The sequence below is a fragment of the Nitrospiria bacterium genome, from assembly GCA_035517655.1.
Taxonomy (GTDB): Bacteria; Nitrospirota; Nitrospiria; order JACQBZ01; family JACQBZ01; genus JACQBZ01.
Window position 1 is genome coordinate 1 of the sequence record DATIYJ010000012.1, and the last position, 26,312, is coordinate 26,312.

Annotated in this window: 26 protein-coding genes; 2 read left to right on the plus strand and 24 right to left on the minus strand. The window is 61.7% G+C overall.

What is annotated here, in order from left to right; translation table 11 throughout:
• Both VLY20_02305 and VLY20_02310 read left to right on the plus strand, forming a co-directional pair.
• The coding region (locus VLY20_02305) for a hypothetical protein (GenBank protein ID HUK55472.1) at positions 1 to 1,015 on the plus strand (1,015 nt) is incomplete at its 5' end.
• A gap of 147 nt (positions 1,016 to 1,162) precedes the next feature.
• Positions 1,163 to 2,062, plus strand: a complete 900-nt coding sequence (locus VLY20_02310) for a diacylglycerol kinase family protein (GenBank protein ID HUK55473.1) — start codon at positions 1,163 to 1,165, stop codon at positions 2,060 to 2,062.
• A 24-nt stretch (positions 2,063 to 2,086) separates the two neighbouring features.
• On the opposite strand, the gene VLY20_02315 is transcribed toward VLY20_02310, so the two are convergent.
• The 24 genes from VLY20_02315 to lpxD form a co-directional block, all read right to left on the minus strand.
• Positions 2,087 to 3,208, minus strand: a complete 1,122-nt coding sequence (locus VLY20_02315) for a glycosyltransferase (protein ID HUK55474.1) — start codon at positions 3,206 to 3,208, stop codon at positions 2,087 to 2,089.
• 69 nt (positions 3,209 to 3,277) lie between these two features.
• Positions 3,278 to 4,483, minus strand: coding sequence for a polysaccharide deacetylase family protein (locus tag VLY20_02320; GenBank protein ID HUK55475.1), 1,206 nt, complete (start codon positions 4,481 to 4,483; stop codon positions 3,278 to 3,280).
• A gap of 114 nt (positions 4,484 to 4,597) precedes the next feature.
• The gene (locus VLY20_02325; protein ID HUK55476.1) at positions 4,598 to 5,815 is read right to left on the minus strand and encodes a glycosyltransferase family 4 protein; all 1,218 of its coding nucleotides are present in this window, start codon (positions 5,813 to 5,815) and stop codon (positions 4,598 to 4,600) included.
• Positions 5,802 to 6,542, minus strand: coding sequence for a polysaccharide deacetylase family protein (locus tag VLY20_02330; GenBank protein HUK55477.1), 741 nt, complete (start codon positions 6,540 to 6,542; stop codon positions 5,802 to 5,804). Before VLY20_02330 ends, VLY20_02325 begins: the two co-directional genes overlap by 14 nt.
• Positions 6,539 to 7,651 carry a glycosyltransferase family 4 protein gene (locus VLY20_02335; GenBank protein ID HUK55478.1) on the minus strand — a complete coding sequence of 371 codons (1,113 nt, stop codon included), beginning with the start codon at positions 7,649 to 7,651 and terminating at the stop codon, positions 6,539 to 6,541. Before VLY20_02335 ends, VLY20_02330 begins: the two co-directional genes overlap by 4 nt.
• A complete protein-coding gene (locus VLY20_02340) occupies positions 7,648 to 8,730 on the minus strand; it encodes a GNAT family N-acetyltransferase (GenBank protein ID HUK55479.1) in 1,083 nt (360 codons plus the stop codon). Before VLY20_02340 ends, VLY20_02335 begins: the two co-directional genes overlap by 4 nt.
• The gene (locus VLY20_02345) at positions 8,708 to 9,838 is read right to left on the minus strand and encodes a glycosyltransferase family 4 protein (GenBank protein ID HUK55480.1); all 1,131 of its coding nucleotides are present in this window, start codon (positions 9,836 to 9,838) and stop codon (positions 8,708 to 8,710) included. Before VLY20_02345 ends, VLY20_02340 begins: the two co-directional genes overlap by 23 nt.
• 45 nt (positions 9,839 to 9,883) lie before the next feature.
• Entirely contained in the window at positions 9,884 to 10,936 is a 1,053-nt protein-coding gene (locus VLY20_02350) for a glycosyltransferase family 9 protein (protein ID HUK55481.1), read from the minus strand.
• Positions 10,933 to 12,021, minus strand: coding sequence for a lipopolysaccharide heptosyltransferase II (gene waaF, locus VLY20_02355; GenBank protein HUK55482.1), 1,089 nt, complete (start codon positions 12,019 to 12,021; stop codon positions 10,933 to 10,935). The genes VLY20_02350 and waaF overlap by 4 nt, the downstream gene beginning before the upstream one ends.
• The gene (locus VLY20_02360) at positions 11,991 to 12,752 is read right to left on the minus strand and encodes a glycosyltransferase family 2 protein (protein ID HUK55483.1); all 762 of its coding nucleotides are present in this window, start codon (positions 12,750 to 12,752) and stop codon (positions 11,991 to 11,993) included. Before VLY20_02360 ends, waaF begins: the two co-directional genes overlap by 31 nt.
• Positions 12,753 to 12,758: 6 nt before the next feature.
• Entirely contained in the window at positions 12,759 to 13,301 is a 543-nt protein-coding gene (locus tag VLY20_02365; protein HUK55484.1) for an isoprenylcysteine carboxylmethyltransferase family protein, read from the minus strand.
• A gap of 11 nt (positions 13,302 to 13,312) precedes the next feature.
• Positions 13,313 to 13,480: a Trm112 family protein gene (locus VLY20_02370; protein HUK55485.1), complete on the minus strand. Its 168-nt coding sequence runs from the start codon at positions 13,478 to 13,480 to the stop codon at positions 13,313 to 13,315.
• Positions 13,481 to 13,495: 15 nt separating this feature from the next.
• Entirely contained in the window at positions 13,496 to 13,993 is a 498-nt protein-coding gene (locus VLY20_02375; GenBank protein ID HUK55486.1) for an adenylyltransferase/cytidyltransferase family protein, read from the minus strand.
• Positions 13,990 to 15,003 (minus strand): PfkB family carbohydrate kinase, encoded by a 1,014-nt coding sequence (locus tag VLY20_02380; protein HUK55487.1) that lies wholly within the window; start codon positions 15,001 to 15,003, stop codon positions 13,990 to 13,992. Before VLY20_02380 ends, VLY20_02375 begins: the two co-directional genes overlap by 4 nt.
• 27 nt (positions 15,004 to 15,030) lie before the next feature.
• Entirely contained in the window at positions 15,031 to 16,539 is a 1,509-nt protein-coding gene (locus VLY20_02385) for an HAD-IIIA family hydrolase (protein HUK55488.1), read from the minus strand.
• A complete protein-coding gene (lpxK, locus tag VLY20_02390; GenBank protein ID HUK55489.1) occupies positions 16,536 to 18,959 on the minus strand; it encodes a tetraacyldisaccharide 4'-kinase in 2,424 nt (807 codons plus the stop codon). Before lpxK ends, VLY20_02385 begins: the two co-directional genes overlap by 4 nt.
• A gap of 142 nt (positions 18,960 to 19,101) precedes the next feature.
• Positions 19,102 to 19,608, minus strand: coding sequence for a lysophospholipid acyltransferase family protein (locus VLY20_02395; protein ID HUK55490.1), 507 nt, complete (start codon positions 19,606 to 19,608; stop codon positions 19,102 to 19,104).
• Positions 19,592 to 21,334: an ABC transporter transmembrane domain-containing protein gene (locus VLY20_02400; GenBank protein ID HUK55491.1), complete on the minus strand. Its 1,743-nt coding sequence runs from the start codon at positions 21,332 to 21,334 to the stop codon at positions 19,592 to 19,594. The genes VLY20_02395 and VLY20_02400 overlap by 17 nt, the downstream gene beginning before the upstream one ends.
• Positions 21,331 to 22,548, minus strand: coding sequence for a lipid-A-disaccharide synthase (gene lpxB, locus VLY20_02405; GenBank protein HUK55492.1), 1,218 nt, complete (start codon positions 22,546 to 22,548; stop codon positions 21,331 to 21,333). Before lpxB ends, VLY20_02400 begins: the two co-directional genes overlap by 4 nt.
• Positions 22,545 to 23,228 carry a hypothetical protein gene (locus VLY20_02410; GenBank protein HUK55493.1) on the minus strand — a complete coding sequence of 228 codons (684 nt, stop codon included), beginning with the start codon at positions 23,226 to 23,228 and terminating at the stop codon, positions 22,545 to 22,547. The genes lpxB and VLY20_02410 overlap by 4 nt, the downstream gene beginning before the upstream one ends.
• 3 nt (positions 23,229 to 23,231) lie before the next feature.
• Positions 23,232 to 24,032: a UDP-2,3-diacylglucosamine diphosphatase LpxI gene (lpxI, locus tag VLY20_02415; protein HUK55494.1), complete on the minus strand. Its 801-nt coding sequence runs from the start codon at positions 24,030 to 24,032 to the stop codon at positions 23,232 to 23,234.
• A complete protein-coding gene (gene lpxA / locus VLY20_02420) occupies positions 24,029 to 24,805 on the minus strand; it encodes an acyl-ACP--UDP-N-acetylglucosamine O-acyltransferase (protein HUK55495.1) in 777 nt (258 codons plus the stop codon). Before lpxA ends, lpxI begins: the two co-directional genes overlap by 4 nt.
• Positions 24,802 to 25,254 (minus strand): 3-hydroxyacyl-ACP dehydratase FabZ, encoded by a 453-nt coding sequence (gene fabZ / locus VLY20_02425; GenBank protein ID HUK55496.1) that lies wholly within the window; start codon positions 25,252 to 25,254, stop codon positions 24,802 to 24,804. The genes lpxA and fabZ overlap by 4 nt, the downstream gene beginning before the upstream one ends.
• Positions 25,251 to 26,309 carry a UDP-3-O-(3-hydroxymyristoyl)glucosamine N-acyltransferase gene (lpxD, locus tag VLY20_02430; GenBank protein ID HUK55497.1) on the minus strand — a complete coding sequence of 353 codons (1,059 nt, stop codon included), beginning with the start codon at positions 26,307 to 26,309 and terminating at the stop codon, positions 25,251 to 25,253. The genes fabZ and lpxD overlap by 4 nt, the downstream gene beginning before the upstream one ends.
• Between the last annotated feature and the right edge of the window lie 3 nt (positions 26,310 to 26,312).

The window sequence follows — 26,312 nt, forward strand, 5'->3', positions numbered from 1 at the left end:
GGATAGTACCAATATCATCTTTATACCCAACGGATCGGGAGGCTTCTCGGTTTCCAACACGATGACTCACCCGCCGGCATCGACACAGCCTCCCACTTGGGAGTCCGCGATCGGCCACACGATTTCCACGGTGGGTCTGGACAGCGCGGATGACCAAACGGTCGGCCTCACCTTCGGTTCCTTTTCGTTTCCTTTCGCCGGGACAACCTACACGGGCGGGAACGTTTTTTATATCTCCTCCAACGGAACCGTTAATTTGGGGGGAGACAACGGCGACGACTGTTGCTCCCCGGCCGGCGGCTCTTTGGTCGGAGCCACATACCCGAAAATCGCGGCCTTTTGGACCGACCTTAAACAGGCAAACGGGGGGGACGTTTATGTCAACGCCTTCGATGACAATGGCGACTCGATCACGGATCGAATTGTGATCACCTGGGAGGGCGGTTTTTATCCGTGCAGCAACGGTCCCACCTGTTATGAAGCGGCCCAGCTGCAACTTCTCACCAACGGGACGATCATCATGGGGTACAACGGGATCGTTATCACCAACGGGTATTATGACAATGTTCTGATCGGAGTGAGCCCTGCGAACGGTGCTTTCGATCCCGGAAGCACGGACTTCGATACAAAAAGGTCGTTCGACACCGGGAGCACGCCTACCGTCTACGAAGATTTTCCTGCGCCTCCGGTGTTGGATATGGATTTTACCAATATCACCTTCACTCCCAACGGGTCGGGCGGTTTCACCGTCGACTACACGGGCCCTCTTCCCCCCGTTGAAAATAACCCCGGCAATAATCAGGAGGGCCTCACCAAAGCCACAACCCGGGAAAACGGAGCGAGTTTCCTCGGGTGCTCCCTCGGTATGATCCGGCTCACCGGCGACGGTGACGGCCCTTCGGGCGGTTTCACATCCGGAATGGGGAGCATGATGACGCTCGCGTTGGTTCCAATCTGGATAACGATAAGACGCTTGGCCCGGCGCTTGCGGCCCGGCCGTCTCGCGAACTACTGACGGGATTCGCCCGCCGTTTTTCTGAAAGCGTCCTTGGCAAGTTTTCCAAGGACGCTTTTTTTTGAGGGAAGCGGCCCGTATGCTCTTCTCAACACGATCCGGGCTGTGTTAAGATGGCGGCGCGAAAATATTCGGCGGATCACAACAATGGATGCGAAAAACCCGGCATTGATCTTAAACCCCGTCGCCGGTCCGCTATGGCGGCGGAGGAAGTCGCGGCGTTTGATCGGCCGTCTCAAAACGCTCTATCCCGGTCTCACCGTCCATCCGACGGAGCGGGCGGGCGACGGCGAACGCCTGGCGCGTGAGTTGTCCTCCGCTTCCCACGATCTGATCCTGGCCGCCGGAGGCGACGGAACCTATCACGAAGTGATCAACGGGATGCGGAACTCTTCCGTCCCGCTCGGCATCCTCCCGATGGGAACCGGCAACAGCCTTATTCGCGAATTGGGACTGCCGACCAACCCCCTGAAGGCCGCGACGGCGATCCGGGCCGGCGCGGCCCGGCCGATCTATCTGGGGCGGTACGATCAACGCCTTTTTATTCTGATGGTCGGCGCCGGATTTGACGCGGCCATCGTCCGCAGCGTCCCGCCCGGAAGAAAACGGTTGGGCATGTGGGCCTACATGGCGGCCGGCCTCCTCCAATTGTTCCGTTACCCCTATTCCACCATTGTATTCCGTGTGGACGGGCGCGCGGTCAGAGGCACGTCGGGCATCGTCGCCAAGGCCCGCTGCTACGGCGGTTCTTTTGCGATCGTCCCCAACGTTCGGCTGGAGCGTCCGGAACTGATCCTCTGTCTCTTCAAAGGGCGGGGCCCCGTGACTTACATGAAGTACACCCTTGGAGTGATCACCGGGCTGCACGTGCGGATGAAGGACGTGGAATTCCACCGCGGGACGGCGATCGAGATCGAAAGCCCGGTGCCGCTCCAGGCCGACGGGGAAGCGGCCGGTTTCGCCCCCGCCCGACTCGCCGTCGTTCCCGAACCCCTCAACCTCGTCTTTCCGCCGACCGATGGAACGGAATTCTCTGGATCGGCGTGACCCCGTTCGCCCGAGAATCCCCGACTACGCCAAAAATTTCGGGTTCTCCGCCAGTTTTAAATAGAGAGCCTCCGTCCGGTCCACCATCGTCTGAACCGAGAACTCGGCCTCCATGAATCGGCGTCCCTCCATCCCCATCTTCGATCGACGCGCCGGGTCTTTCAACAGATTTAGGATCGCCTCGGCCAGGGCTTGGGGATCTCCCGGCGGAACCAGGAGGCCGGTCCGCTCCGGAATTACCAGCTCCCGATTTCCCGTCACATCCGAGCCGATCACCGGCACCCGCATCGCCAGCGCCTCGCGGAGGGAGCCCGGAAGCCCCTCGGAGACGGTGGTGCTGTTGACGCAGACGGACATGATCGCATAAAAGGCCTCCACGTCTTCACGGAATCCGGTGAAGGTAACCTTCGGAGCGATTTCCAGACGGCGGGTTCGTTGGGCCAGCCCGTCATACTCCTCCGGGCTTTTCCGGCCGATGCAAAAAAAATGAACGTTCGGCATCTGTTTTAATACGAGCGCCGCCGCTTCAACCAGAACACCGTATCCTTTATAAGGGCGCAGGTCGGCCACCTGCCCGACCACGGGCGTGTCCGGAGAAAGCCCGAATTCTTTCCGGACACGATCCGCCGAAACATCGGGATGGAACCGATCGAGATCCACGGCGCTGTAGATCGTCACCACCTTCTTTGGCGAAATGCCCGAGGCGATCAGACTCTCCGCCACCCCTTTCGATACCGCGATCATCCCGGCCACGGCCTTGTCCCATTTCCATTTGAGAAAGGGGTGGCGCCGCAGCGGAAAAGAAACCCGTCGCGTCGCCACCACGGGCGGTCCGGACCACCCTGCGGCCAGAACGGCCAGGGTGTGAGCCAGCGGCTTGTGCGTGTTGATGATATCGATCCCCCGTTCCTTGATCCATCGCCTCAAGCGCCAGACGGCTCCGAGGTCCCACTGACCCCGCATCCGGAGCGGGACCACGTTCAGGCCGGCGGCCCGCGCCTTTTCCATCAGATGGCTCCCGGGCTCGCATACGACGGTGACCGCATGGCCCCGGTCGGCCAGTCCGCGGCTCAGCAGGTAAACCTGATGATGGCTTCCGCTCCAGCCGACGCCGGAATTGATCTGTAGGATTCGAAGCGTTTTCATCATGGATCGGATGCGATCAAGAACATCTCCGCGGGAAATATCGTCCCCGAACAGGTCGCGTCCGGATTTTTAAATCTCGGAACGGTCCGCCGACACGGACCACAGCGATCTTCGGCCCTCGCCGGGCAAGCGGAAGATATAATAGTCCCGCAAGCGAACGATATGGAAGGGGTCGTCGCCGGGGCGATTGACGGGGCGCCGGATCAACCTTCCCCAGAAATTGGCCTCGTATCCGGCCTCTTTCGAAAGTTGAACGGCGCGTTCGCAGCCGTTCCACCAAGGATAACAAAAATGCCGGACCCGATGACCGGGCAGCTTCTCTTCGATCCGTCGCTTTGAACCGTCGAGCTCCTCGATCATGGCCCGATCCGTCTCGGCCGAAGTGGCGTAGCGCCCCCCATCCCCGTGGGTGCTCCGGTAGTTTCGTACGATTTTAAAGAGCGTTCGGACGGAGCCCTTTTGCGAAAAAAAATCCTCTCCGTTTTGTTCCGCGACATACTGAACGCAAATTTCCCGGAGTTTTTCATCGTCAAAGTAGCGGGGCCGCCCGGAAAAAACCGATTGACTTTCGTAAAGCGGCATGCCGAAGCGTCCCCGGCGATCCCGGCGATCCCGACCCGCTTCCCGATAAACCGGAAAACTCAGCTTCGGAAGGGGCCCGTTTCGTTTCGGGCTATAAAAGTCGACGACCTTGGGCGAGATAAACACGCGCGCGTGGTTCAAACTGTGCGATTGGATATCGACCACCCCGTTTTGAAGCATCTCTTTCAGTTCCGACCAGGTGCAAAACCGGCGGGGACCGGTTACCCGATGCTTCCCCCCGGGTGGGAGCGCGTCGGATGCAGCCGGCGGGCGACTTTCTCCCTCAAGCGGTTCTTCCCCGATCAGCGCCGGGGCGATGAAGGCCACCGCTTTGTAGCCGTACCGTTTCAACAGAGGGTAGGCCACCGTCCAAAGCGTCGACCATCCATCGTCGAACGACAGGAGCACCGCCCGGTCCGGAACGGGGATCTCCCGCTTGAGCACCGCCAACAACTCGTCGGCCGTAAGGGTCCGGTATCCGTTCTGATGGAGATACTTGAGCCGCGACTCAAACGGCTCCGGTTCGACCGAATGAAACGTGAAGACCGGAACCTGCCCCTCCAAGGTCCGGAGCCGGCCGTCGTATACAAAACGAGGATACCCCCAATGAAAGGCCGCGGTCAGAGCCGGGATCTGTATTTTCCAGGCCTCCCACACCTTCTGAAGATAGGCCTTTGGGGTCGCGCCGTCCATAATCTCCCCACCTTATCAGAACGTCCGGACGGGGTCAAGGCGCGGTCCCGCCCCCCGGAACGGCCCGGTGGCGGATCGGAATGGTTGTTCACCCGGACCATGAGGCGCTCCGGGTCAATTCCCGGTCAATGAAAAATAAAAGGCCTCGGTCTTTTTGAGACGGATTTCCTCCGTAAATTCGGCCTCGATCCGTTTGCGGGCCGCCTCGCCCATTGCCTGCGAGCGCGGACGGTCGGACAGCAGGGCCGCGAGGCACTCCGCGAGATTCTCCGCATTCCCTTGCGGAATCAGATGACCCGTCACCCCTTCGACGATCGTCTCCGGAAGGGCCCCCACCGGGAAACCGACCACCGGTCGTCCGACCGCCATCGCCTCCAAGGCCGCGCGACAGGAGCCGTCCCGGCCGGAGGCCAACAGGACTGCGACGTCCATGGCGGCATAGATCTGCGGCAGGTCGCGATCGCGGTAACCGGTGAAGACCACGCAGCGTTCCAGGTTCAGCTCCCGGACGACCCGTTCGAGAACCGGCTGATGCTCTCCCCGCCCGACCAGAAGAAGGCGGATCGTCGGAAAGAACGTTTGAAGACGGGGCATCGTCCGGATCAACAGTTCGTGCCCCCGATGCGGCTGGAAACGGGCCACCATGCCCACCACCGGCGTCGTCATTTTGATTCCGAACTCGGCGCGGCCCAGCCGGGCTTCCGCATCGGAATGAAAGCGCGTTGTGTCCACGGCGCCGTGAATGACCGAGACCGGTTTCGGATCGATCCGATAAGTCCGTCTTAACCGTTCCCGGTCGTTTTCACAGATCGTCACGAACCCGTCGGTCAGGGATTCGTACAGCCAGGACCGGAAGGGCCGACGCTCGATCGTTCGCGGGTGATGAATCGTCCGGACGACAATAGGAAGAGCGCCCATCCCCCCACCACCGGCGGAGCCGGATGGAGCCTCCCCCTTCCCGACGCCCGCTCCCGCTCGCTGTTCAATACAGGTTGACCCTTTGGCCCAGCGGGCCGCCAGGGCCCCGATCCAATGATCGGTCGACTGATGCAGATGCAGTATGTCCGGCCGGTCCCGAATCAAAATCTCTTTGAGTCTCCGAACATCCAACCCGAACTGGACCGGATGCTTTCGCGCCAGCCGCAGGCCGTTCTCCGGCGTCACGCCTTGTTCTATCGCCCGGTCGGCCAGAAGCCTTCGGGAATTGGGCGTGCAAAAAAGACGGACCTCGTGCCCTCGCTGCTTCAGATCGCGGCAGAGCGTGACCACGCCTTCGGCCGGTCCGGTCCATTTATAACTGGCCAGCAGGTGAATGATCTTAAGCTTCGACACGATGAAACTCCCCCCGCCTCGCCCGGGCAAAGCGCCACAGAAACCGCAAGGCACGAACTTCCCCGTGGATGTTCTCCCGACGGACGGCGTAAAGACCCCGTTCCGGGTAGTGGGTCGTGAAACCGATTTCGTATCCGACCTTCCGCACCATCCGGGCATGTTCGGGGGAACAGGCGCCGTACGGATAGGCGAAGGACCCGATCGGGATCGAAAGCGCTTCTTCAAGCCGTAGCTTGGATTCCCGGATTTCCCGTTCGGCCTCGTCTTGCGACAACGCGGGCAGGCGGGAATGGGTCACGGAATGGGCCCCGATCGACCAGCCCGCCCTCGCCAGTTCGCCGATCTCGCCGGCCGTCAGCAATTCGTCGTCGGGATGATCCGGGTCGCGGTCCCATACCGCCCGGCCGCCCAGTTGTCCGGAGACGACGAACACCGTCGCGGTCAATCCCAGCGGACGCATCACCGGAAGCGCCTCGGTGAAGCACGTCCGGGACCCGTCATCGAACGTGATCAGAATGGAATCGGCGCCGGCCTCCTTCTCCCCCCGGTAATGGGCCGCCAGCGCCTCCGGCGTGATGCACCTCCAGCCCCGCCGGGAAAGATAGCGCATCTGCCAGGCGAAGCGCTCCGGGGATACCCACGTTCGCGGGCGGCGGACGCCGGACGGCGGCACGCCGATCTTGTGATATAAGAGGATCGGGACGCGGCGGAGGGAACGGGTCGTCATGTCGCCCTCCCGGCCGAGGCCGCTTCCGTGTACACTTGCAAGGTCCGCTCGGCCACGGAATCCCAACTATACCGCTCCGCCGTGGCACGGGCCTCGCGACCGATCCGCTCGCGCAAGCCCGCGTCCTCCAACGCGGCGAGGGCCGCGGCCGTCCCGTCCAGATCTTCGGAATGCTTCAGGACGAGTCCGTTGTGCCCGTCCGTGATCAGCTCGCTCACACCGCAGGAAGCCGTCACGACCACCGGCAGCCCGGAGGCCATCGCCTCCAAGGCCACGCTGCCGAAGGTGTCGTAATAGGACGGAAAGATGAGGGCGTCCGCGCCCGCATGGAGCTCCTCGAGCCGCTCGGCGAACGGGAGAAAGATCACGCGGTCCTCGATCCCCAGGCGGCGGGATTGGGCCCGATGGGGCCCGGCCCGGTCCCCGCCCGCCACGATCAGTTTGACCCGGTCGTTCGTCCGTCTCGCAACGGCCGAGAGCAGGTTCGGAAGACCGCGGTTTTCGAAATTTCCGGAGGCGACGAACAACACCGCCAGATTCCGGTCGGAAAGGCCGATCTCCCGTCGGATGCGATTGCGATGAAGGGGTCGGAGCCGGGGATGAAACCGGTCGGCGTCCACGCCGTTGGGGATGACCGCGACGCGCTCCGGAGGAATCCCGTAAAGATGATAAAGATCCCGCTTTAAGCGCTCCGAAAAGACGATAATCCGCCGGAGCCGGCGATTCTCAAATTGACGCCGCTCGATGAACAGGTGCGGATCCCGGAGCCGGAGAGGCAGACCTCTCGCCAGGCGATTGGCCTTGCGGCAGATATGGACCGTGACGACGTCCTGGTCGGCGGTGTTGCCGTGCCCGTGGACGATATCGAACCGTTCGGCGGCCATCCTGCGGCGGCATCCCCAGTCGAAGCTCAGAACACGCCCCCACGAGCCGAGGGGCAGCATCGGGACATGCCGGAGGGCCGGCCCGGCGTCATACCGTATCGGGTTGCGGTTGCAAAAGATCTGGATGTCGTGGCCCCGGGCCGAAAGCCGCGAAGCCGCTTCATGGATCGCGCGGCTCGACCCGTTTCGCAGCGTGAAATGCTTGGTCAGCATCGCGATCTTCATCCGGCCCCGGCCTTCTTGAACATCCTCCCCGCCCGGGCCGCAAGGCCGGATCCGAGGAGCTTCAGGTAGCGGATGGAATCCCGCGTCACCGCGACGCGATAGAAGGGCCGCTCCTCGACCTTCCACTTCGATTTATACTCGGCGCGTCCTCGCATGAAATCAAATTCACGGACGGACCGCTCGATTCCATCCTGGATGCACTTCGCCAGAAGCACCATCCCGGCGCTGTACCTCGCCCATGCCGGATCGAAGCCGGAATGGTAATAAAACAGCTTTTCGCGGTATTCGAACGCGAAAAGTCCGGCGATCATCCGGCCTTCCCGTTCCAGCGAAGCGAGATTGAGCCATCCCCGTTCGGCGAACCGGGCGGCCAGCTCTTGGTGAAACCTCAGGGCGGTCTCCTCCTCGGCGGCGAGCCGTCGGCCGCGCATCGTGAGACGTTTCGTCATCAAACCGAAAAACTCCCCCACTTTTTTTTCCAGTTCCGAACCCGGCCGATGAAAGCGCCGGAAGGCGACCCCGTGCTGGCGCTCCAAGGTCCGTGTCCGGCGGCCGATGTTGTAACGCTCGTTCTTTCCCAGGGCCGAGAGGTAATCCTCCCATTTCGATGGAAGGCGGACGAAATAGCAATGGCCCCGCTCCTTGACCTGGAGAACGGCCCCGTCCGCGCGGGAGACTTCCCGGATGATCCCGAGACGATCCGGCGGGATCTGTTCCAGAAGAACCAGATCAACCCCGCCCGTCTTTAAAAGATGCCGGAGCAGCTCCCGATAGAGCCGATCCGCTTCTCCCCGGGCGACAAGAAAATCAAGATAGTCCGACTGGCCCCGGCCCAACATTTGAAGCGACGTCATCCCCCACGGGCCCCGCGCCCGATGAAGCGGGGCGACGCCGATGAGTGTTTCCTCCCGCCAAAGCGTGAGGACGTGGAGCTTCCCGCTTCCGAACCGTCTCCACCAAGTCGAGATCCATTCCCAGCTCAGGAACGGCGTGGCGTGATCCGATCCGGCCAGGAGTTCGTTCCAGACCGGTTCGAGCTCCTTGAACGACTCGTCATTATCGATGAGCCGGATTTTCACCCGCGACCGTCCTCGCTTTTTGCGACAGGACCTTGAGATAAACCGCCTCGGTCGCCGCGACCATGGCCTCGGCCGAGAACGACTCAAGCATCCGGGCGCGGCCGGCTTGTCCCATCCGTTTCCGTTCATCCGGCCGTTGGATCAGTTCGATCAACGCGTCGGCCAGCGCGGCCGGATCGCGCGGCGGGACGAGAATCCCGTTGACCCCGTTCACCACCATCTCCGGAATTCCGCCCACCCGCGTGGCGACGACCGGCCGGGCCATCGCCATCGCGTCCAGGAGGGACGTGCCGAGGCCTTCCAGATGCGAGGACAGAACGACGATATCCATGGCCGCCAGCAGCTTCGGGATATCCTTCCGGAAGCCGGTTAAAAGGACGTATTGCTCGAGTTTCAATTCCTTGATTCGAAGCTCGATCGCGGGACGAAGCTCCCCCTCGCCCACCAAAAGAACCCGGACGTCCGGGACGGCGGCCGCCACGCGGACCGCGGCCTCGATCAAATAACGGTGTCCTTTGTGGTCGGCGAAATGGGCCACGCATCCGATCACGGGAGACCGTTCCGGAATTCCGAATTCCTTCCGGATTTCGGTCCCGGGATCGTTGGGATCGAACGGCCGCGGATCGATCCCGCTGCGGATCACCGCGATGCGGCCCGGATCCAGACCGTCCGCCACCAGGACGTTTCGCACGCCCTCCGAAATCGCCACGATGCGATCCACCCCCCACTGGTATTTGAACTTTCGGAGCGGGTTGGACCGCACCGAAAAATCCACGCGCCGCGAGATGATCCGGACCGGCGTTCCGGCCAGGCGCGCGGCCCATCCTCCCAACGTGCAGGCGTGGGAGGAATGCATGTGGATCACCTGGATCCGCTCCCGCTTCAAAACACGCGTGAGCGCCAGCACGGCCGACAGGCTCCATTCGGACGGCATCGTCACGGCCTCGGTTTTCAGTCCTTTCTCGGCCGCCCGCGAGAGCAGCGGACTGCCCGGCGGACCCGCAACGATGCAACGATGGCCCCGACGGGCCAAGCCTTCCGCGAGGTGGAGGAGCTGGGCTTCGCCGCCTCGCCAGGTGCGTTCGGTGTCGAGATGTAGTATGTGCATTTTTTGAAAACACGTGAGGAGTGAAGAGAATTTATTTTTCTCCCCTTACCCCTTACCCCTTACGTCCTTTAACGAAGAACCCGCCGCCTCGACAACCGTTTCCACCGGGATCGCGTTCATCCAACGGTCGCCGATTTCCTTTTTCTGCCAGTGGGTCGCCGACGGGATGGGGGACCGGACGACCGTGTGGCCTTGGCCGTAAGGCCCGTTCCGGGCCGGATCCGACGGCCCGAACAACGCGACGGTTGGAATACCCAGGGCCGCGGCGATATGAAGCGGTCCGGTATCGCCGCAAATGAGAAGCCGGCACCGCTTGATCAGGGCCATCAATTGTTTCAGGTCCGTCTCCGGCGCAATCACGGCCTTTTCGCTCATCGATCGGACGACGCGGTCCGCCAAGGAACGCTCGCCGGGTCCCCATAAGACCAGAGGCCGTATCCCATGCTGTTTCACCAGCCGGTCCGCAACCTGCGCGTACCGTTCCGGCATCCATCGTTTGCTCGGCCAGCTGGCCCCGGGGTTCACCGCGACGACTCCGTCGTATTTCGAAGCGCCCGAGCCGAAGCCCTCCCGTCTCCAAAACCGGTCGGCCCGGTCTTCGTCCTGCGGATTCCACGTCAGCGGAAAGCGGACCGTCCATTGCCTTTCTTGAATCCCGAGCGGCTCGAGCAGGCTCAAATATTTTTCGACCGCATGCCGACGCCGGGGAGCGGGTTTGACCCGCCGATTCATGAAGAGGAAATTACCCTCTCGGAGTTTTTGGAACCCGATCCGGAGGTGCGCCCGGCTTGCAAACGCCATCAGGCCGCTTTTAAACAGATTGTGCGGATCCAGAACCGTGTCAAACCGTTGTCCCCGAAGCGCGCGAAGCCATCGCATGAAATAGGCCGGGCCCGACAACCCGCTCAGTGCTTTCCGATTCAGAAGGATCAATTCGTTCAGCGCCGGATTACCCTCCAAAATCGGGGCGGCCGCCTCCTCCACGGCCCACGCGATGTGCGCTTTCGGAAAACCGACCCGCAACGTCTCCAGCATCGGAAGGGTGTGGATCACATCGCCGACCGCGCCGAGCTTGATGATGAGGATTCGCCGATTCACGGCCCATTCCTAGCGAAGCGAGGGCCGGGGGCGTCCGCTCGCAACAGCCTCTCGACCGCGGCCATCACGTCTTCGGGCGTGATCTGTTTCATGCAATTGAAATGACCCAGCGGGCATTCCGGATAGCCGTGCTTTCCGCAGGGACGGCAATCCAGGGGGCGCTCCACCACTTCGGCCCGATCCGTGAACGGCCCGTAGCCGAGGCCGAGGGTCGTCGACCCGAAGATGGCGACGACCGGAATTTCCTCCGCGACGCCGACGTGCATCGATCCGTTGTCGTTCGTAATCAGGAGCTCGCAGCGATGCAAGACGGCGCCGAGTTGCCGCAGTGAGGTTTTTCCGGAAAGATCGACCGGTTTCTCCCGACACCGGTGCAAAATTTCGTCGACAACCGGCCGGTCGTCCCGAGAGCCCAGAAGCACCACGCGTCGTCCGTGCCGGGCGATCAGTCCGTCAATCACGGCGGCGAAACCCTCCGGGATCCAGCGCTTGGTCGCCCAGACCGATCCGGGAGCGATCGCAATCACCCGGTCGTCCGGACGGACGCCGTGCCCGGCCAAATAGCGGCTCGCCCATTCCGGATCACCGGAATCCGAAGACACCCAAAGTTTTTCAACCGGGACCTCCCGACCCCCGGAGCGATCGGACACGAGCGGGTCCAGGAGCTGAAGATTTCGACGGACTTCATGGCGCGAGGCATCCCGCCAAACGCGTCGGGAATAAAGAAAGCTCCCCGGGGATTGGACGAACCCGATCCGATTCGGAATCCCGGCGGCGAAGGCCAGCAGCGCCGATCGAAACGACCGATGCGGAAGCAGGCAGAGATCGAACCGCTTTTCCTTCAACAACCGCGCGATCGACCCAAATCCCCGGAGACCCCGATCCCCTCCCTTTTTGTCGTAGACCAGAACTTCGTCCAGTCCCGGACGGCCGGCGAGAATTTCGCGCGTGCCGGGGATGACGAGAACGGCGAGATAGGCCTTCGGAAACCGGTCGCGGAGGGTTTGAAGAAGCGGCGTGGTCAACACCACATCCCCGAGAAAAGCGGTCTGGATCACGAGGATCCTTTTTGGTTCAGTTCCCATAACTTCGCATACTTGGTGAAGACGCTGAAGGCCGCCAGCAGGCAGAGCACCAGACCGTGCAGACCGTCCAGGAAACCCCGCTGAAAGATATACATGCGCAGGAACCGGAAGGCCGGATGCAACAGGAGGTGGTACCAGCGGGCCCGCTTGCCCCGCTTCTGAAGCTCCAGCGCCCCCCAATCCGTATAACGCTGGAATTTGCCGAAGTACTGCTTGAAGTCCCGATAGGTATAGTGAATCAGCGGCGATTCCAGATCCCCCGTCTTCCCATCGATCACGACGTCCGCGTGGACTTCTTTTTCCTCGTACCGTCCCTTGTGACGATTGAAGAGCCGGAGCACCCGATCGCTCTGCCAGCCGCAATACCGGATCGGTTTCCCCCAGAAATAGGTCTGCCGCCGGATCCGATACCCGTCGCAGGGCGGCCCGCCCTCGGCGCCCAGCACCCGGCGGATCTCTTCCCGGAGGCCGTCGGTCACCCGTTCATCCGCGTCCACGATCAGAACCCAGTCATGCCGGGCCTGCGGAATCGTCCAATTTTTCTGCGCGGCGGAATTGACGTACTCGTGCTGGAGAATCCGGTCGGTGTAACGACGGGCGATCGAAAGCGTTCCGTCCCGGCTGAAAGAATCCACCACGAGGATTTCTTCGGCCCAGGTCAATCCCCGAAGGCAGTCCTCCAGATTCTGTTCTTCATTGAAAACGGGAACGATCGCGGTCAGTTTTTGCATAGACGCTCATGGGGAGGTCCACATTTTCAGGAGGAGGACCGCCACGCCACCGGCGATGCCCGCCCACGCCTGGTACTCCCGGTGTTTCCAGACCAAGGCCCAATCGAACCCGCCGACGCCGTAGGGGGAACGGGTCCATCGCGGGAGAAACCGCGGCACCGTCCGGACGTACTGCTCGAAGCGGGCTCCGAAGGCCCGGGCCAGATAGCCCTCCTCGGAGCGGATCACCCCCCAATACACCAGAGCGAACGCCGAGAGGAAAACGAACAGGACCCAAACGCTGTTTCCCATCACGACGAATCCCATCCCGATTCCGAAGCTCCCCAAGTAAAGCGGGTTTCGGGTGTGGGCATAGGGACCCTCGGTGGCCAGATCTTTGTTCTTTCGGATATACCCGGACGACCAGGTCCGGATCGCTTCGCCCACCAGCACAAAGGGCAGGCCGGCCAGCAAAGAGACCACGGTCGGCCGGGAAAGATAAATCAGAACGGCCCCGACGGCGCCGCTCAGGACAATCCGGTGTCGCCGAACGATTTCGAAGAATTTCACGGCCTCCCCGCCTAAATTTTGATCGCTTCTTCGATCAACATCACCGGGATGTCTTCTTTGATCGGGTACATCAGACGGCACGCGGCGCAGATCAATCCATCGCCTTTTTCATTGAGCCGGATATCCCCCTTGCACTTGGGACAGGCCAGTATTTCGAGAAGTTCTTTATCAATCGCCATGTGCTATCCTCCTTTTCAATGACGGCGCCCTGGAGACCGTTTCACCCGCTCGATGATCCCGCGGGTGGAACGCACCTTCGGTCCGCCGACGACGGCCACGCGCCCGCCGTAGGATCGGACCACATCCCGCTCCGGCACCGTGTCGATCGTATAATCCTCGCCTTTCGCATGCACATCCGGACGGAGGGCGCGCAACAACCGCTCCGCGTCGGGTTCCTGAAAAATGGTCACGTAATCCGTGCAGGCAAAGCCCGCAACCAATTCCGCGCGCGCCGCTTCCGGCGTCAGGGGCCGGCCTTTTCCCTTGAGTCGGCGGACGGACCGGTCTCCGTTGATGCCGACGATCAGCACGTCCCCCAAGGACTTGGCCCCGGCCAGATAACGCGCATGGCCCACATGTAAAAGATCAAAACAGCCGTTGGCGAAAACGATCTTTTTCCCCCGTTTTCTCAGCTTGCGGACGGCCGCCGTCAACCCCTTCAAGGTTTTTAGCTTGGTCCGATCGTCGTTCATACTCCTTGCGGCTTCGGCAGGGCCGCCTCCAATTCTTCCCGACTGACCGTTGCCGTGCCCCTCTTCATCACGACGACCCCTCCGCCCACGTTGGCCAATTGGGCCGCCTCCAACAGCGTCGCCCCGCTCGCCAGGGCCAAGGTGAAGATCACGATCACGGTGTCCCCCGCTCCCGTCACATCCGCGATCTCATCCGTACCGTGGATCGGAATAAATTCGGCCTTCCCGTTCCGCTCGATCAACGCCATTCCCTTGCTGCCCCGGGTTATCAAGACGGCCCGGCTTTGAACCCGATCGAGAATTTGTTCGCCGGCCGCCCGAACCGCCGCTTCCTCATCGTCCAACCGGATGCCCAGGGCCTCCTCCACCTCCGGCTCGTTCGGCGTCACCGCGGTCACCCCCCGAAACGACAGCATGCGGTACCGCGAATCGACCGTGATGATGGACGAATCCCGCTTCGCAATCTGATTGACTTTCTCGATCACGCGCGGAGACAGGACGCCGTATTGATAGTCCGAGATCACCAAACCGTCCACCCGGGGGGCTTCCTCCTCCAAGGCTCTCAGGAAAACCGCTTCGCTCTGTTCGGAGACCCGGTCGAATTCTCCTCGGTCGATCCGGACCACCTGCTGTTGCGAAGTATGCTGATGCTGGCCGCCGGCCATGATTCTCGTCTTGGTGGTCGTGACCCGCCCCCCTTGGACGCAAAGCAACGCGGTGTCGATTTCCCGCTGTTTCAGATGACGCGTCACCTCCCGTCCGATCTCGTCATCGCCGACGACCCCCACCGGAACCACGGTCGCTCCCAGAGCGGCCAGATTGTTCGCCGCATTGCCGGCCCCGCCCAGGACAATCTGCCGCGAGAGATATTGCAAAATCAAAACGGGCGCTTCCCTGGAGATCCGGGAGGTCTTGCCCAGAATATACTCGTCCGCCACAAAATCGCCCAGGACCATGATCTTTTTTCCCGCGAATTGTTGGACGATCTTTCGGAGGCGGTGGGTATCCATCAAAGGATGCTCTCCGTAGGTTTCATCTCAGCAACCCTCCCCGCCGGCCGCGCCCAACGCGGGATGCGATAGAATCCAGTCCACGGCCTTCTCCAGATCGGGAACGACGGCGTCCGGACGGGAGCGGCCGTCGTCTTCCTTCTCCGTCTCTTCCGACCCGTAGCCCGTCAGAACCAGGACCCCTCGAGCCCCGACCCGATGGGCCATTTCCATGTCGGTCCGTTTGTCTCCCACTACGAACGAGCGGCGAAGGTTGACCGGCTGCTCGGAGACGGCCCGATACAGCATCCCCGGCTCCGGTTTTCGGCAAAGGCAGGATTGCGTGTAAGCGCCCGTTCCCTCCGTGGGATGGTGCGGACAATAATAGACCCCATCCACCTCCGCTCCTTCCGCCTTGAGGAGATCGGACAGCCGTTCGTTGACCCGACGGACATGTTCTTCGGAATAGAATCCGCGGGCCACGCCGGACTGGTTCGTCACCACGAAGACCTTGATCCCGCAGCGGTTGAGACGCCGGATGGCCCGGGCGGAATTCGGAAGCAATTCCAGGCGATCCACCTCATGGATGTAGCCGACTTCCTGACTGATGGTGCCGTCCCGGTCCAGAAAAACGGCGCTCTCTCCGACGTCCGGCTGTTTCCTCCATCGATCATGCATCCAGAGCCACATTTCCGGACGCCGTCGAACCGCCTCCTCAACGGCGCGGGTCATTATCTGGGTGTTTGTCCAGACGTCATGCTCGCGATTTCCGGTCCTGACCAGCGGCAAGGGCTTTCCGTAAACAAGCCGATGGCCGCCTCCCTCTTCCCGATGCATGAAGCTTGGAATGACGGGGGCCCCCGTCTTGATCGCCATCAAGGCGACAACTTTGTGAGTATAGGCCAGCCGACCGAAAAAATCAACATAGACGCCGCGGTTTCCGACGACGTTCTGATCGATCAGGAACGCGACCGCTTTCTTCTGATGAAGCGCGGATAAAATCCGTCGGACGGAAGCGGGGTCCTTGCTGTTGATGACGGTGGCCCCGAACCGCTCCCGCTGCCGGTTGATCCACCGGTCGAGCCAGGGGTTGTCCAAGGCGCGTGCCACCACATAGGTCGGAACGCCCGTTGCGGAATTGACCAGACTCATCAGCTCCCAGTTTCCATAATGGGATGCCAGGAAGATGACCCCGTGTCCCTTCTGGAACGCCTCCTCCATATGGGACCGGCCCTCGATCCGGACGTCCCGAAGAATCGTCGACCGGTCCTGTCCGACGGCCCCCAAAAGTTCGATCAAACTTTTGCCCAGGGACCGGTACGCCGCACGCGCGACCTTCGTCGGATCAAAATCGGTCGTCCCGAACGCGCAACGCAGATTATCGAGCGTGATCCGCCGGCGTCGGGAAATCAGCCGGTAGGCCGCTTCGCCCACGAGCGCTCCAAGGGCCGGCGTCCAGGAGCGGGGCATGAGACGGTACAGGCCGTAGAGCGCCATCGCCAACCCGTACTCCAACCGGTAGCGCAAGGGATGATTTTTCCGCTTGACGGATTTCACCGGAAGACCCCGCGCAGCATCGATTCAAAGGCCTCGGAGTGATCGATGACCAGCTCCAACCGGGCCGCCCACCATGCCTTCGCGGGTCGTCCAAGCCTCTTGATTCGGACCGCATCTTTTTCGGTCGTCACGATTCCGACGGCATCCAACCGCTTGGCTTCGCCTTCAATCGCATCCAAATCCTCCGGTCGATACCGATAGTGATCCGGATAAACGCACGCCGCGGCCGAATCCGCTCCCCCCTCTTGAAGCATCCGGACGAAGCGATCCGGCTGCCCGATGCCCGTCACGGCGAGGAGACGCATCCCCTTGATATTTTCAAACGGCAAGGAGGAACCGGAACTGAACGGGATGAGTTCCACAATGCGATGGCGACTGGTAAAAATACGGGGATCGGAGAAGTATTCCCGAATGAACTTTTGCAGCTCAAGGGTCCGGTCCGGATCGACGACGTGGGTCAGAAGAACGGCGTCTGCCCGGCCTAATTGGTGTACGGACTCCCGAAGGGTTCCCCGGGGGAAGACATAACCATTGCCGAAGGGCTCCATCGCATCCACCACGAGAAGATTAAGATCCCTTTTCAAACGGAGATGCTGGTAGCCGTCATCCAGGACGAACACGTCCGGTTGTAGCGCCTCGAGGGCGTAACGGGCCGCGGCCACACGGTCGGATGATACAACCACGGGCACACCCCAAAGCCGGTCGGCCATAAGGGAGGGTTCGTCCCCCACCTCCTCGGGCCCCGGTTCGATGCCGGCCGAAGCGGAAACCACCCGGATCGTTTTTGCGCTTCTTCCTCCGTAGCCCCGTGAGAGAACGACCGGGCGATGTCCTTGGGCAAGGAGAAATCGGCAAACGGTCATGACGGTCGGCGTCTTTCCGGTTCCACCGAGGGTAAGATTGCCGATGCTGACGACCGGCCGAGGCATCCGGACGGACCGTAACAGTCCGACGGAGTAGGCCGCCGTCCGCGTCTCCTGCCATCCTTGATAAAGAACCGAGACCGCGCGCAAGCCCGCGGCGGCGAGGGACGTGAGCAGACCGCCTTTGGATACGAGCATTCGTTCTTTAAACCAGCGCTCAAGGCCGCTGCGATGATCGAGGCGAGTGAGGCCACCGAAAAGCCTTTCCTTCAATTGCTGCTCCACCATCGCCGACGTCCGGCCGGACGCCCCTTGATGAAGGCGCACCGTTTCCCGGGCGTGATGCTCCATGGCTTCCCGTCGGGCCGTTTCCGTCAGCAACGATTCGATCTCCCGGACCAATTCTCCGATGTCGTGGACCATCCGTCCGCCGGACGAGGCCAGGAGCAGGTCGGCCGTTTCCTGAACGTGCTGGACGAACGGTCCAAACAGCACGGCCCGCCCGAGCGCCGCCGGTTCCAACAGATTGTGCCCTCCCACCGGCGCCAGACTGCCGCCCACAAACACGACCGTTCCCAGACTGTATAGTCGTCCCAATTGCCCCAGCGTATCCAAAAGCAGAACATCCGCCCCGGACTCGGTCGTCGCACGATCCAAGTCGGAATACCGGATGTAACTTATGCCCTGTCGGGTCAGCAGCCCCGTCACGTTCGACAATCGGTTGAGGTGGCGCGGGGCCAGGATCATACGGAAGCTCGGCCATTGTTGTTTGATTCGGGCAAAACCGGTCAACAGAAGTTCCTCTTCCTTCTCGTGCGTGCTTCCGGCCACCAGAATCTTTTCATCGGAGCCCCAGCCCAGGCGCTCGATCAGTCGTCGACGTTCCGACTCCGACAACGGAACGGCCGCCTGATCGAACTTGAGATTGCCCAGGACCCGTACCCGCTCGGGTGAGGCGCCCAGTTCAACGACGCGTCGGGCGTCCTGCGCCGACTGCATCCCGAAGACCCGGATCCTGCGGAGCGTCTCACCGAACAGCCACCGGACCGTTCGGTAGCGACGGTACGAACGCGGAGAAATCCGGCCGTTGATCAGAAGAACCGGGATGTCGCACCGAGAAGCGGACCGGAGAAAATTAGGCCACAGTTCGGTTTCGACCAACAGGATGAGATCCGGAGCCGCGCGGCGGAGGAGGCGTGCGGAGATTCCCGGAAAATCCAGCGGGAAGAAACCGACCCGCACCCGGTTCCCAAGCCGTTGCGCGATCAACTTCCGGCCGGTCGGCGTCATCACCGACAAGACCAGGTCCCATTCCGGCCGGTCCCGAAGCCACCGTTCGATCAAAGGCAGCACGGCGAGACATTCGCCGACCGAGGCCGCATGGATCCAAACCCTCGTCGCCGCTCGGGCCGGCCGGCCCCAACTTCCGGGCCATCGACCCAGGCGCTCGGACAATCCGGTTCGGTATTCCGGTCGAACGATCATCAAAAGGACAAAAACGGGAAGGGTCAGCGGCAGAGTCAAAATCAAGATGAGGTTGTAGAAGACTACTCCCAATAGCGGTCCGCTCTTTCTGTAATGTCTCGAAGCTGTTTTTCCAGCTCTTGACGCTTGTCCTCGAGCACATCCCGGTCCGCGTCGTTCGGCACCCGGACGGGATCCCCCCAGATGAACACCCCGCGACTGAACGGATGCGGAATCAGAAAGCCGTCCCAGGACTGAAGGATTTTTTTTTAGAGGCGCTGAAGGCCAACGGAAGGATCGGCAATCCCGTCAGCTTTGCCAGTTCCACGACGCCCGGCTGGACCACCTGCCGCGGCCCCCGGGGCCCGTCCGGAGTGACTCCCAGGTCGTCTCCCGAACGGGCCGACTGGACGAGACGCCGAAGGGCCGTCGCCCCGCCCCGCGTCGTGGAGCCCCGGACGGCATGAAAACCGAAATACCCCACCGTTCGAGCGATCAGTTCGCCGTCCCGGTGCCGGCTGATCAAGATCGAGATCCGCTTCTTCCCCTTGTAGGCGAACGGCATCATCAACTGCCGGCCGTGCCAGAAGGCGACGATGAAATTCCGACCTTCGTACCAGAGCGCATCGGTCGTTTCGGAATTCAGGGTCGTCATGCGCATCGTCCATCGAAGCCCGCGGATCACGCCGTATCCCAGCCACGGGACCCATCGGACCAGCAGCCCGTCAAAGAGTTTCTGCATACTGTTCCCGGAACTGCAGTTGATAGAGCTTTTTGTAGACGCCGCCCCGAAGGAGAAGCTCCGCGTGCCGGCCCGTTTCGACGATCCGTCCCTGCTGGATGACGACGATGCGGGTGGCGTTCTGGACGGTCGACAGCCGGTGGGCGATCACGAACGTGGTTCGGTTCTTCAAAAGGTTCGCCATGGCCTTCTGAATATACATCTCGGACTCCGAATCGAGCGACGACGTCGCTTCATCCAGGATCAGGATGGGGGAATTTCTCAGGATCGCCCGCGCGACCGCCAATCGCTGACGTTGTCCGCCGGACAGGCGGACCCCGCGTTCCCCGATCATCGTGTCGTATCCCTGGGGCAGCCGTTGAATAAACTCGTGCGCGTAGGCCGCCTGCGCCGCCTCGATGACCCGGTTGCGATCGACCGACTCCAAGCCGTACGCAATGTTCCGCGCGACCGTGTCGTCGAACAGAATCGTCTCCTGGGCGACCAGACCGATCTGTTTGCGAAGCGAGTCCAAGGTCACGTCGCGGAGATCGGTCCCGTCGATGCGGATCACCCCTTCCGTCGGATCATAAAATCGAAGCAGGAGGTTCATCAGGGTCGTCTTCCCGGACCCGGAACTTCCCACCAGGGCCACGACTTCTCCCGCCTTGACCGTGAGGTCGATCTCGCGCAACGCCGCTTCGTCCATGCCGTCATAATGGAAGGAGAGGTGTTCGAAGGCGATTTCCCGTTCCACCGGGTGCAGCGCCCTTTTCCCCTGATCCTTGACGCGCTCGCTGGGCTGGTCCAGCATCCAAAAGATTCGATCGACCGCCGCGATGGCCTGCTGGACGATCGTCGAGGTGGCGGCCAGATGGCGGACGGGCGCGTACATCAGCCAGCTCGCGCCCAGAAAGGAAAAGAAGCCGCCCGGCGTCATCCTTCCCATCCGGACCTCGTGAGCGCCGACGCCGATGATCAGGGCCGCGGCGACGGCCCCGACCCCTTCCATGATCCCCGGCACCAGTTCCGAAAGCCGAGTCGTCTTCATCGTCTTCTGAAAATATTCCTGGTTTTTGCGGTCGAACCGGTCGATCTCGAACGGCTCGGAACCGAAGGCTTTGATCAACCGGACGCCGGACAGGGTTTCTTCCAGCAAGGTCGTCAGCTCGGCGATTTTCTCCTGGCCGGAATGGGCGATCCTCCGGATGCGTTTGCCGATCCGGCTCATGGGATAGTACGACAGCGGCACCACCACGATCGACACCAGCGCCAGCCACCAGTTCAGGTAGAAGAGCACCCCCATGAGGGAGATCATCGTCAGCGACTGCTGGAACAGGTCGCGGATGACGGTCGCGATCACCTGCTGGATCATGCCGGCGTCGTTGACGATCAGCGACATCAGGGCGCCGGTCCGTTGATGGCTGAAAAAACCGATAGGCATCCGGATGAGTTTTTGGAATAAATCCTTCCGGATGGCCGCGATGGCGCGGTTCCCGGCATAACGCATCAGATAAGACCGCGCGTAATTAAATCCGCCCTTGGTCATCCCGACTCCGACAATGGACGGGATGATCCAGTAGAGCAGGTCCCACTGATTCTTGATAAAGATCTCATCGATGATCGGTTTGACCATCCAGGCGTACGAAGCCGTCAGAAGCGCGACGGTCCCGGCACAGGCGGTGGCGCCGACCAAGCTTTTCCAGTGGGGCTTGAGGTATCCCAACAATCTTCGGGCCCTGTTCATGCCGTGACCGTCCGAGTCGTTTGAAATAAAATCTTCAGGATGCTGGCGGCGGCGCGATGGGCGGCGCCCGGCGAGCCCAGCTTTTGCCGAACCTCTTCCAGCGATTTTCGTTGTTCCTTCATCTTGGCCGGATCGCGCAGGTGATCCAGGACGACCTCCGCGATCCTCTCCGGCGTCGCATTCGACTGAAGCAGTTCCGGCGTCACGACCCGCCCGGCAAGAATGTTCACCAGCCCGGCGGACCGGATCTTCACCAGCAAACGGGCAAGGAGCATGGTGAGCGGGGCCACTTTATACACAATGACCATCGGGGTTCCGACCACGGCCGCCTCCAGCGTCGCCGTCCCGGAGGCGACGACCGCAAAATCGGCGCAGGCCAGGACCTGGGGCGCGTCGCCGCTCACCAGCCTCAACCCGTCGGCGCGCCCGAATAATTTCCGGCGAATTTCCGACATCGAAAGCGACGGCGCCACCGGCACGATTCCGATCACGGACGGCAGACCCGTCCGGATCCGTCGGAAAGCCTCCGTCATCCGATCCAAAAGACGATCGATTTCCATCCGCCGGCTGCCGGGCAAAAGCGCGACGACAACGGCGTCGTCGGAAATTTCGTAGCGGCGGCGCAGTTCCCCGCGGTTCAGCGTCGGCGGAATTTCATCCAGGAGCGGATGGCCCACGAACTCGCAGGGCACGCCGGCTTCTCGATACAACGGCTCTTCGAACGGAAAGATCACCAGCATCCGGTCGACCCATTTTTTGATTGTTTTGAGGCGGCCCGCCCTCCAGGCCCAGACCTTGGGCCCGATGTAATAGACCGTCGGAATCGCCATTCGTTTGGCCAGCTTCGCGACCCTCAAATTGAAATCCGGCGAATCGATCAGGACCACCAGGTCAACGCCGCGATTCATGAGGACTTCCTTGACCGCCTCAAACGCCCGGAGAACCGACCGCCATCTCTGGAAAACCTCGACGAGCCCCATGACGCCCAGTTGCCGATTGTCGAATACCAACTCCACCCCGGCCCCCTTCATTTTCTCCGCGCCCATTCCAAGAATCCGGAGGTCCGGCTGCTGGAGGAGAAGCGCCCGGGCCAATTCGGCGCCGTGCAGATCGCCCGAGGCCTCGCCCGTCACAATCAGGATCGTGGGTCCGGACACGTTGGGTTCCTCCCGTCCTGGTGGAACGGCGCGCCGCGCCCCCGCCGCAACGGTCATGATGGACTGACCAGCCGCTTCAACCAGCGCACGCAGAAATTTCGGACCGCCACGGCCTTATTCTGCATAAACAGCCCCCGATCCAGTCGATCGGCTTCTTCCGTCGTCAAGATCTCGGGCGCCAACTGCCGTTTCAGCTTGGCCAATCCCAAATAATCGTCCTGATAGAAGATCCCGTAGAGCCCGTTCCGGAAAAAACTCCAGCGACGGCCCCGTTCAAATGCGGTGGCGAGGTCGATCAGGTACGGCTCTCCGCTCTTCGAAATCATGATATTTTTCTTATTCCGCAAATCGCACAGGACGACGTTCCGTTCATGGACCGAATCGACGATTTGTTTCAGGCGATGAAAAAAATCATGGGAAAGCTCGCCGGTTTTGAACTTGGAGGCGTTCCGGCCTTCGATGTACTCGATCGCCAGGGCATAGCGGTCCAGTTTACCATAATAACGCGGGATACCCTGCAAGCCGGCCAGCTTTCGATACATGCGCGCTTCATTCCAGGTCGACACCAGCCCCACAAAGAACCGATACAGAAACCCCCGGGGTTGATAATCCTTGACGACGATCGGCCCCGCATCCGCCCGCACCAGAAGAATGTCCGGCTGCCAAGGCTTGGAGGGACGCAACGGCTCAAGACATCGCTGAACGAGATTCTCCCTCGTCACCCCGTCGATCGCCATGGCTTAGCGACCCAAAACCGAAATCCCGGCCGTCCGGGCCTTTTCCAATAGCAGGTTTTTTTCCAGCAAAATGCTGCCTCCGGCTTCGAGGACAAGAACCGTCGCTCCGACCTCGGACATCACCTCGATGGTCTGGGGGCCGACCGTCGGGAGATCAAACCGGACGTCCTGCTGCGGTTTACGCACTTTAACCACGACGGCCCCCTCGCCGCCGTGGCGGCCGCCGCGGCGGATCGTCTCGTCCGTTCCTTCGATCGCTTCCACCGCCAGGACGGTGCGATCCTTCACCACGGCGCATTGTCCGATGTCCAAGCGGCCGATCTCCTTGGCCAGCGACCACCCGAACTCCGCATCCTGCTCCTCCCGCGCCGTCAGGGGTCGTTCCGTCAACGGTCCTTTGGGCGTCAGGATGCCGGACAACATTTCCGTCGCCGAACGGATCCGGATTCCCTCCGAGGCCAGCTCGTCCGCCACGGCGCGGAGCAGACTGTCGTCTTTTTTGATTCCGACCCGGGCGAGCAGCGACAGGGTGCGAAGGTCCGGCCGGGCGTTTCCAAACAGCCGAACCTTTTTGATGCCTCCCGCCATGACGGCCTCGGATACGCCGGCGTTTTTGAAGGCCTCGATCAGTTTATTCAACTCCCCCACGTAGATCCACGTCAGTTCATCGACGTGCGCGGCCAGGTCGGGGTGGGTTTCGCCCTGATGGGCGACCGCGACAACGCGATACCCCTCCCGCCGCGCGGCCTGCGCCACCGTCAAGGGAAAAGTCCCGCTGCCGGCGATGAGTCCCAGCGTTTTCATCGGCACACACCCCGCTCGGACGTCTCGACGAACGTGGCCAGGTCCTGCGCCTCCGGTGAACTCGGAAGCTCGTTCCGGATCTTCTCCACGGCCTCTTTCATCGAAAGCTTGGATCGAAACAGAATTTTGTAAGCCGTCTTGAGCGAGGCCATCTGCTCGTCGCGGAATCCATGGCGTTTCAATCCGACCGTGTTCAGGCCGTACAGTTTGGCCCGGTTCCCCACGGCCGAGACGAACGGCGGAATGTCCTGCGCCACCGCGGAGCAGCCTCCGATAATCGCGTGCCGGCCGATGCGAACAAACTGGTGCACGCCCGTCAGTCCGCCGATGACCGCGTGATCCTGCACCGCGATATGCCCGGCCAGGGTCGCCGCGTTGGCCAGAACGACGTGGTTTCCGATCTGGCAGTCGTGCGCCACATGGACGTACGCCATGAGAAGGTTGTGGTCGCCGATTTTCGTGACGCCGCCCCCCGGTTCCGTGCCGCGGTGGACGGTGACGTATTCCCGTATTGTATTATTCTTTCCGATCACGACGTGCGATTTTTCTCCCTTGAATTTCAGATCCTGGGGAACGGAACCGATGGACGAAAAGGGAAAGAGACGGCACCCTTCCCCGATCTCGGTCCAGCCGTCGATCACGACATGCGAGGCGACCTGAACTCCCCGGTGCAATTGAACGTGTTCCCCGATCACGCAGTAGGGACCGACCTCGACGTCGTCGTCGATGCGGGCCTTCGGATGAATCAACGCGGTCGGATGGATTCGCGTCACCGGGCTCCCCCCTCCTCCGCGTCCTCCGCCAGCATGGCCGTCAGCTGGGCCTCGCAGACCAGCGTCTTTTCCACATGGGCGGTCCCTTTGAGCTTCCAATACGGAGGACGACTCTGGGCCACCGTCAACTCGAACCGGATTTGATCGCCGGGTAAAACCGGCTTTCGGAATTTGGCTTTTTCGATGGCCAGAAAATAGACCAGTTTTTTCTTGGGATCCGTGCTGGACTTGAAAGCCAACACGCCGCCGACCTGGGCCATGGCCTCGATGATCAGCACTCCCGGCATAATCGGGCGATCCGGAAAGTGCCCCTGGAAGTAGGGCTCGCCGATCGTCACATTCTTGATGCCCACAATCCGCCGGCCGATCTCGATCTCCTCGATGCGATCGATGAGGAGAAACGGATAGCGGTGGGGAAGGATTCCCAGAATGTCGCGCGCATCGATCATCGTTCACTCCGCTCCGGGGCGCCTCCGCTCATCGCTTTTTCAAGACGCTCCAATTTCATTTCCAGTTCCTTGATCCGCTTCCGAAGTTCGGGAAGATGCGGGAACGTGGCCTGGGCCTCGAGCCATTGTCGATGCGGCAGCGCCGGATAGCCCGACACGACTTGATTCGGACCGACGTCCTTCGTCACCCCGGCCCTTCCTCCGGCCACCACGTTGTCGCCGATCGTCAGATGTCCGGCGACCCCGGTTTGTCCGGCCAGCGTCACGCGACGGCCGATCACGGCGCTTCCCGAAATGCCCACCTGCGACACGAGGAGACAATCCTCGCCGACCGTGACGTTGTGCGCGATCTGAACCAGGTTATCGATCTTAGTCCCCCGCCGGATCACCGTCCGCCCCATCGCGGCGCGATCCACGGCGACGTTGGCGCCGATCTCCACGTCGTCCTCGATCACGACCGTTCCGATCTGCGGGATTTTGTGGTGCCGGCCCTTGTGCGTGGCAAACCCGAACCCGTCGCTGCCGATCACCGTGCCGCCATGAATGATCACCCGCCGGCCGATGATCACCTTTTCCCGGATGCTGACATTGGCATGGATCACCGTGTCCTCGCCGATTTCCGTTTCTTCGCCGATATAAACGCCGGGGTACAACGCCACGCGGTCTCCGATCACGGCCCGGTCTTCAACGGTCACGAACGAGTGGATGGAAAGATCGCGTCCAAGCCTCACCCCGTTCCCAATCGCCGCCAACGGACTGATTCCGACCGCTCGATACGGCTTCTCCACCAAAGCCGTCAGGATGCGGGAGAACGCATAATACGGATCCTCCACGATCACCTGGGCACAGGAGACATCGGGACGGGGCTTGGATAAAATCACGGCGGAGGCCCGGGTGTCTCGGAGCAGGGTGGCATATTTGGCATTGGCCAAAAACGTGATTTCCCCGGGCCGGGCTTCCTTGATCCCGGCCGCGCCGTGAATCAGCACGGCGGGGTCGCCGAGAAGGCGCCCGTCGACCGCTTCGGCCAGTTCTTTCAGTGCGACCGATTTCATGTC

Coding starts and splice junctions, on each gene's coding strand:
- VLY20_02310 (HUK55473.1), top strand. CDS start 1,163: ATGGATGCGAAAAACCCGGCATTGATCTTAAACCCCGTCGCCGGTCCG.
- VLY20_02315 (HUK55474.1), bottom strand. CDS start 3,208: ATGAAAACGCTTCGAATCCTACAGATCAATTCCGGCGTCGGCTGGAGC.
- VLY20_02320 (HUK55475.1), bottom strand. CDS start 4,483: ATGGACGGCGCGACCCCAAAGGCCTATCTTCAGAAGGTGTGGGAGGCC.
- VLY20_02330 (HUK55477.1), bottom strand. CDS start 6,542: ATGACGACCCGTTCCCTCCGCCGCGTCCCGATCCTCTTATATCACAAG.
- VLY20_02335 (HUK55478.1), bottom strand. CDS start 7,651: ATGAAGATCGCGATGCTGACCAAGCATTTCACGCTGCGAAACGGGTCG.
- VLY20_02345 (HUK55480.1), bottom strand. CDS start 9,838: ATGCACATACTACATCTCGACACCGAACGCACCTGGCGAGGCGGCGAA.
- waaF (HUK55482.1), bottom strand. CDS start 12,021: ATGGGAACTGAACCAAAAAGGATCCTCGTGATCCAGACCGCTTTTCTC.
- VLY20_02360 (HUK55483.1), bottom strand. CDS start 12,752: ATGCAAAAACTGACCGCGATCGTTCCCGTTTTCAATGAAGAACAGAAT.
- VLY20_02370 (HUK55485.1), bottom strand. CDS start 13,480: ATGGCGATTGATAAAGAACTTCTCGAAATACTGGCCTGTCCCAAGTGC.
- VLY20_02375 (HUK55486.1), bottom strand. CDS start 13,993: ATGAACGACGATCGGACCAAGCTAAAAACCTTGAAGGGGTTGACGGCG.
- VLY20_02380 (HUK55487.1), bottom strand. CDS start 15,003: ATGGATACCCACCGCCTCCGAAAGATCGTCCAACAATTCGCGGGAAAA.
- VLY20_02395 (HUK55490.1), bottom strand. CDS start 19,608: ATGCAGAAACTCTTTGACGGGCTGCTGGTCCGATGGGTCCCGTGGCTG.
- VLY20_02400 (HUK55491.1), bottom strand. CDS start 21,334: ATGAACAGGGCCCGAAGATTGTTGGGATACCTCAAGCCCCACTGGAAA.
- lpxB (HUK55492.1), bottom strand. CDS start 22,548: ATGACCGTTGCGGCGGGGGCGCGGCGCGCCGTTCCACCAGGACGGGAG.
- VLY20_02410 (HUK55493.1), bottom strand. CDS start 23,228: ATGGCGATCGACGGGGTGACGAGGGAGAATCTCGTTCAGCGATGTCTT.
- lpxI (HUK55494.1), bottom strand. CDS start 24,032: ATGAAAACGCTGGGACTCATCGCCGGCAGCGGGACTTTTCCCTTGACG.
- fabZ (HUK55496.1), bottom strand. CDS start 25,254: ATGATCGATGCGCGCGACATTCTGGGAATCCTTCCCCACCGCTATCCG.
- lpxD (HUK55497.1), bottom strand. CDS start 26,309: ATGAAATCGGTCGCACTGAAAGAACTGGCCGAAGCGGTCGACGGGCGC.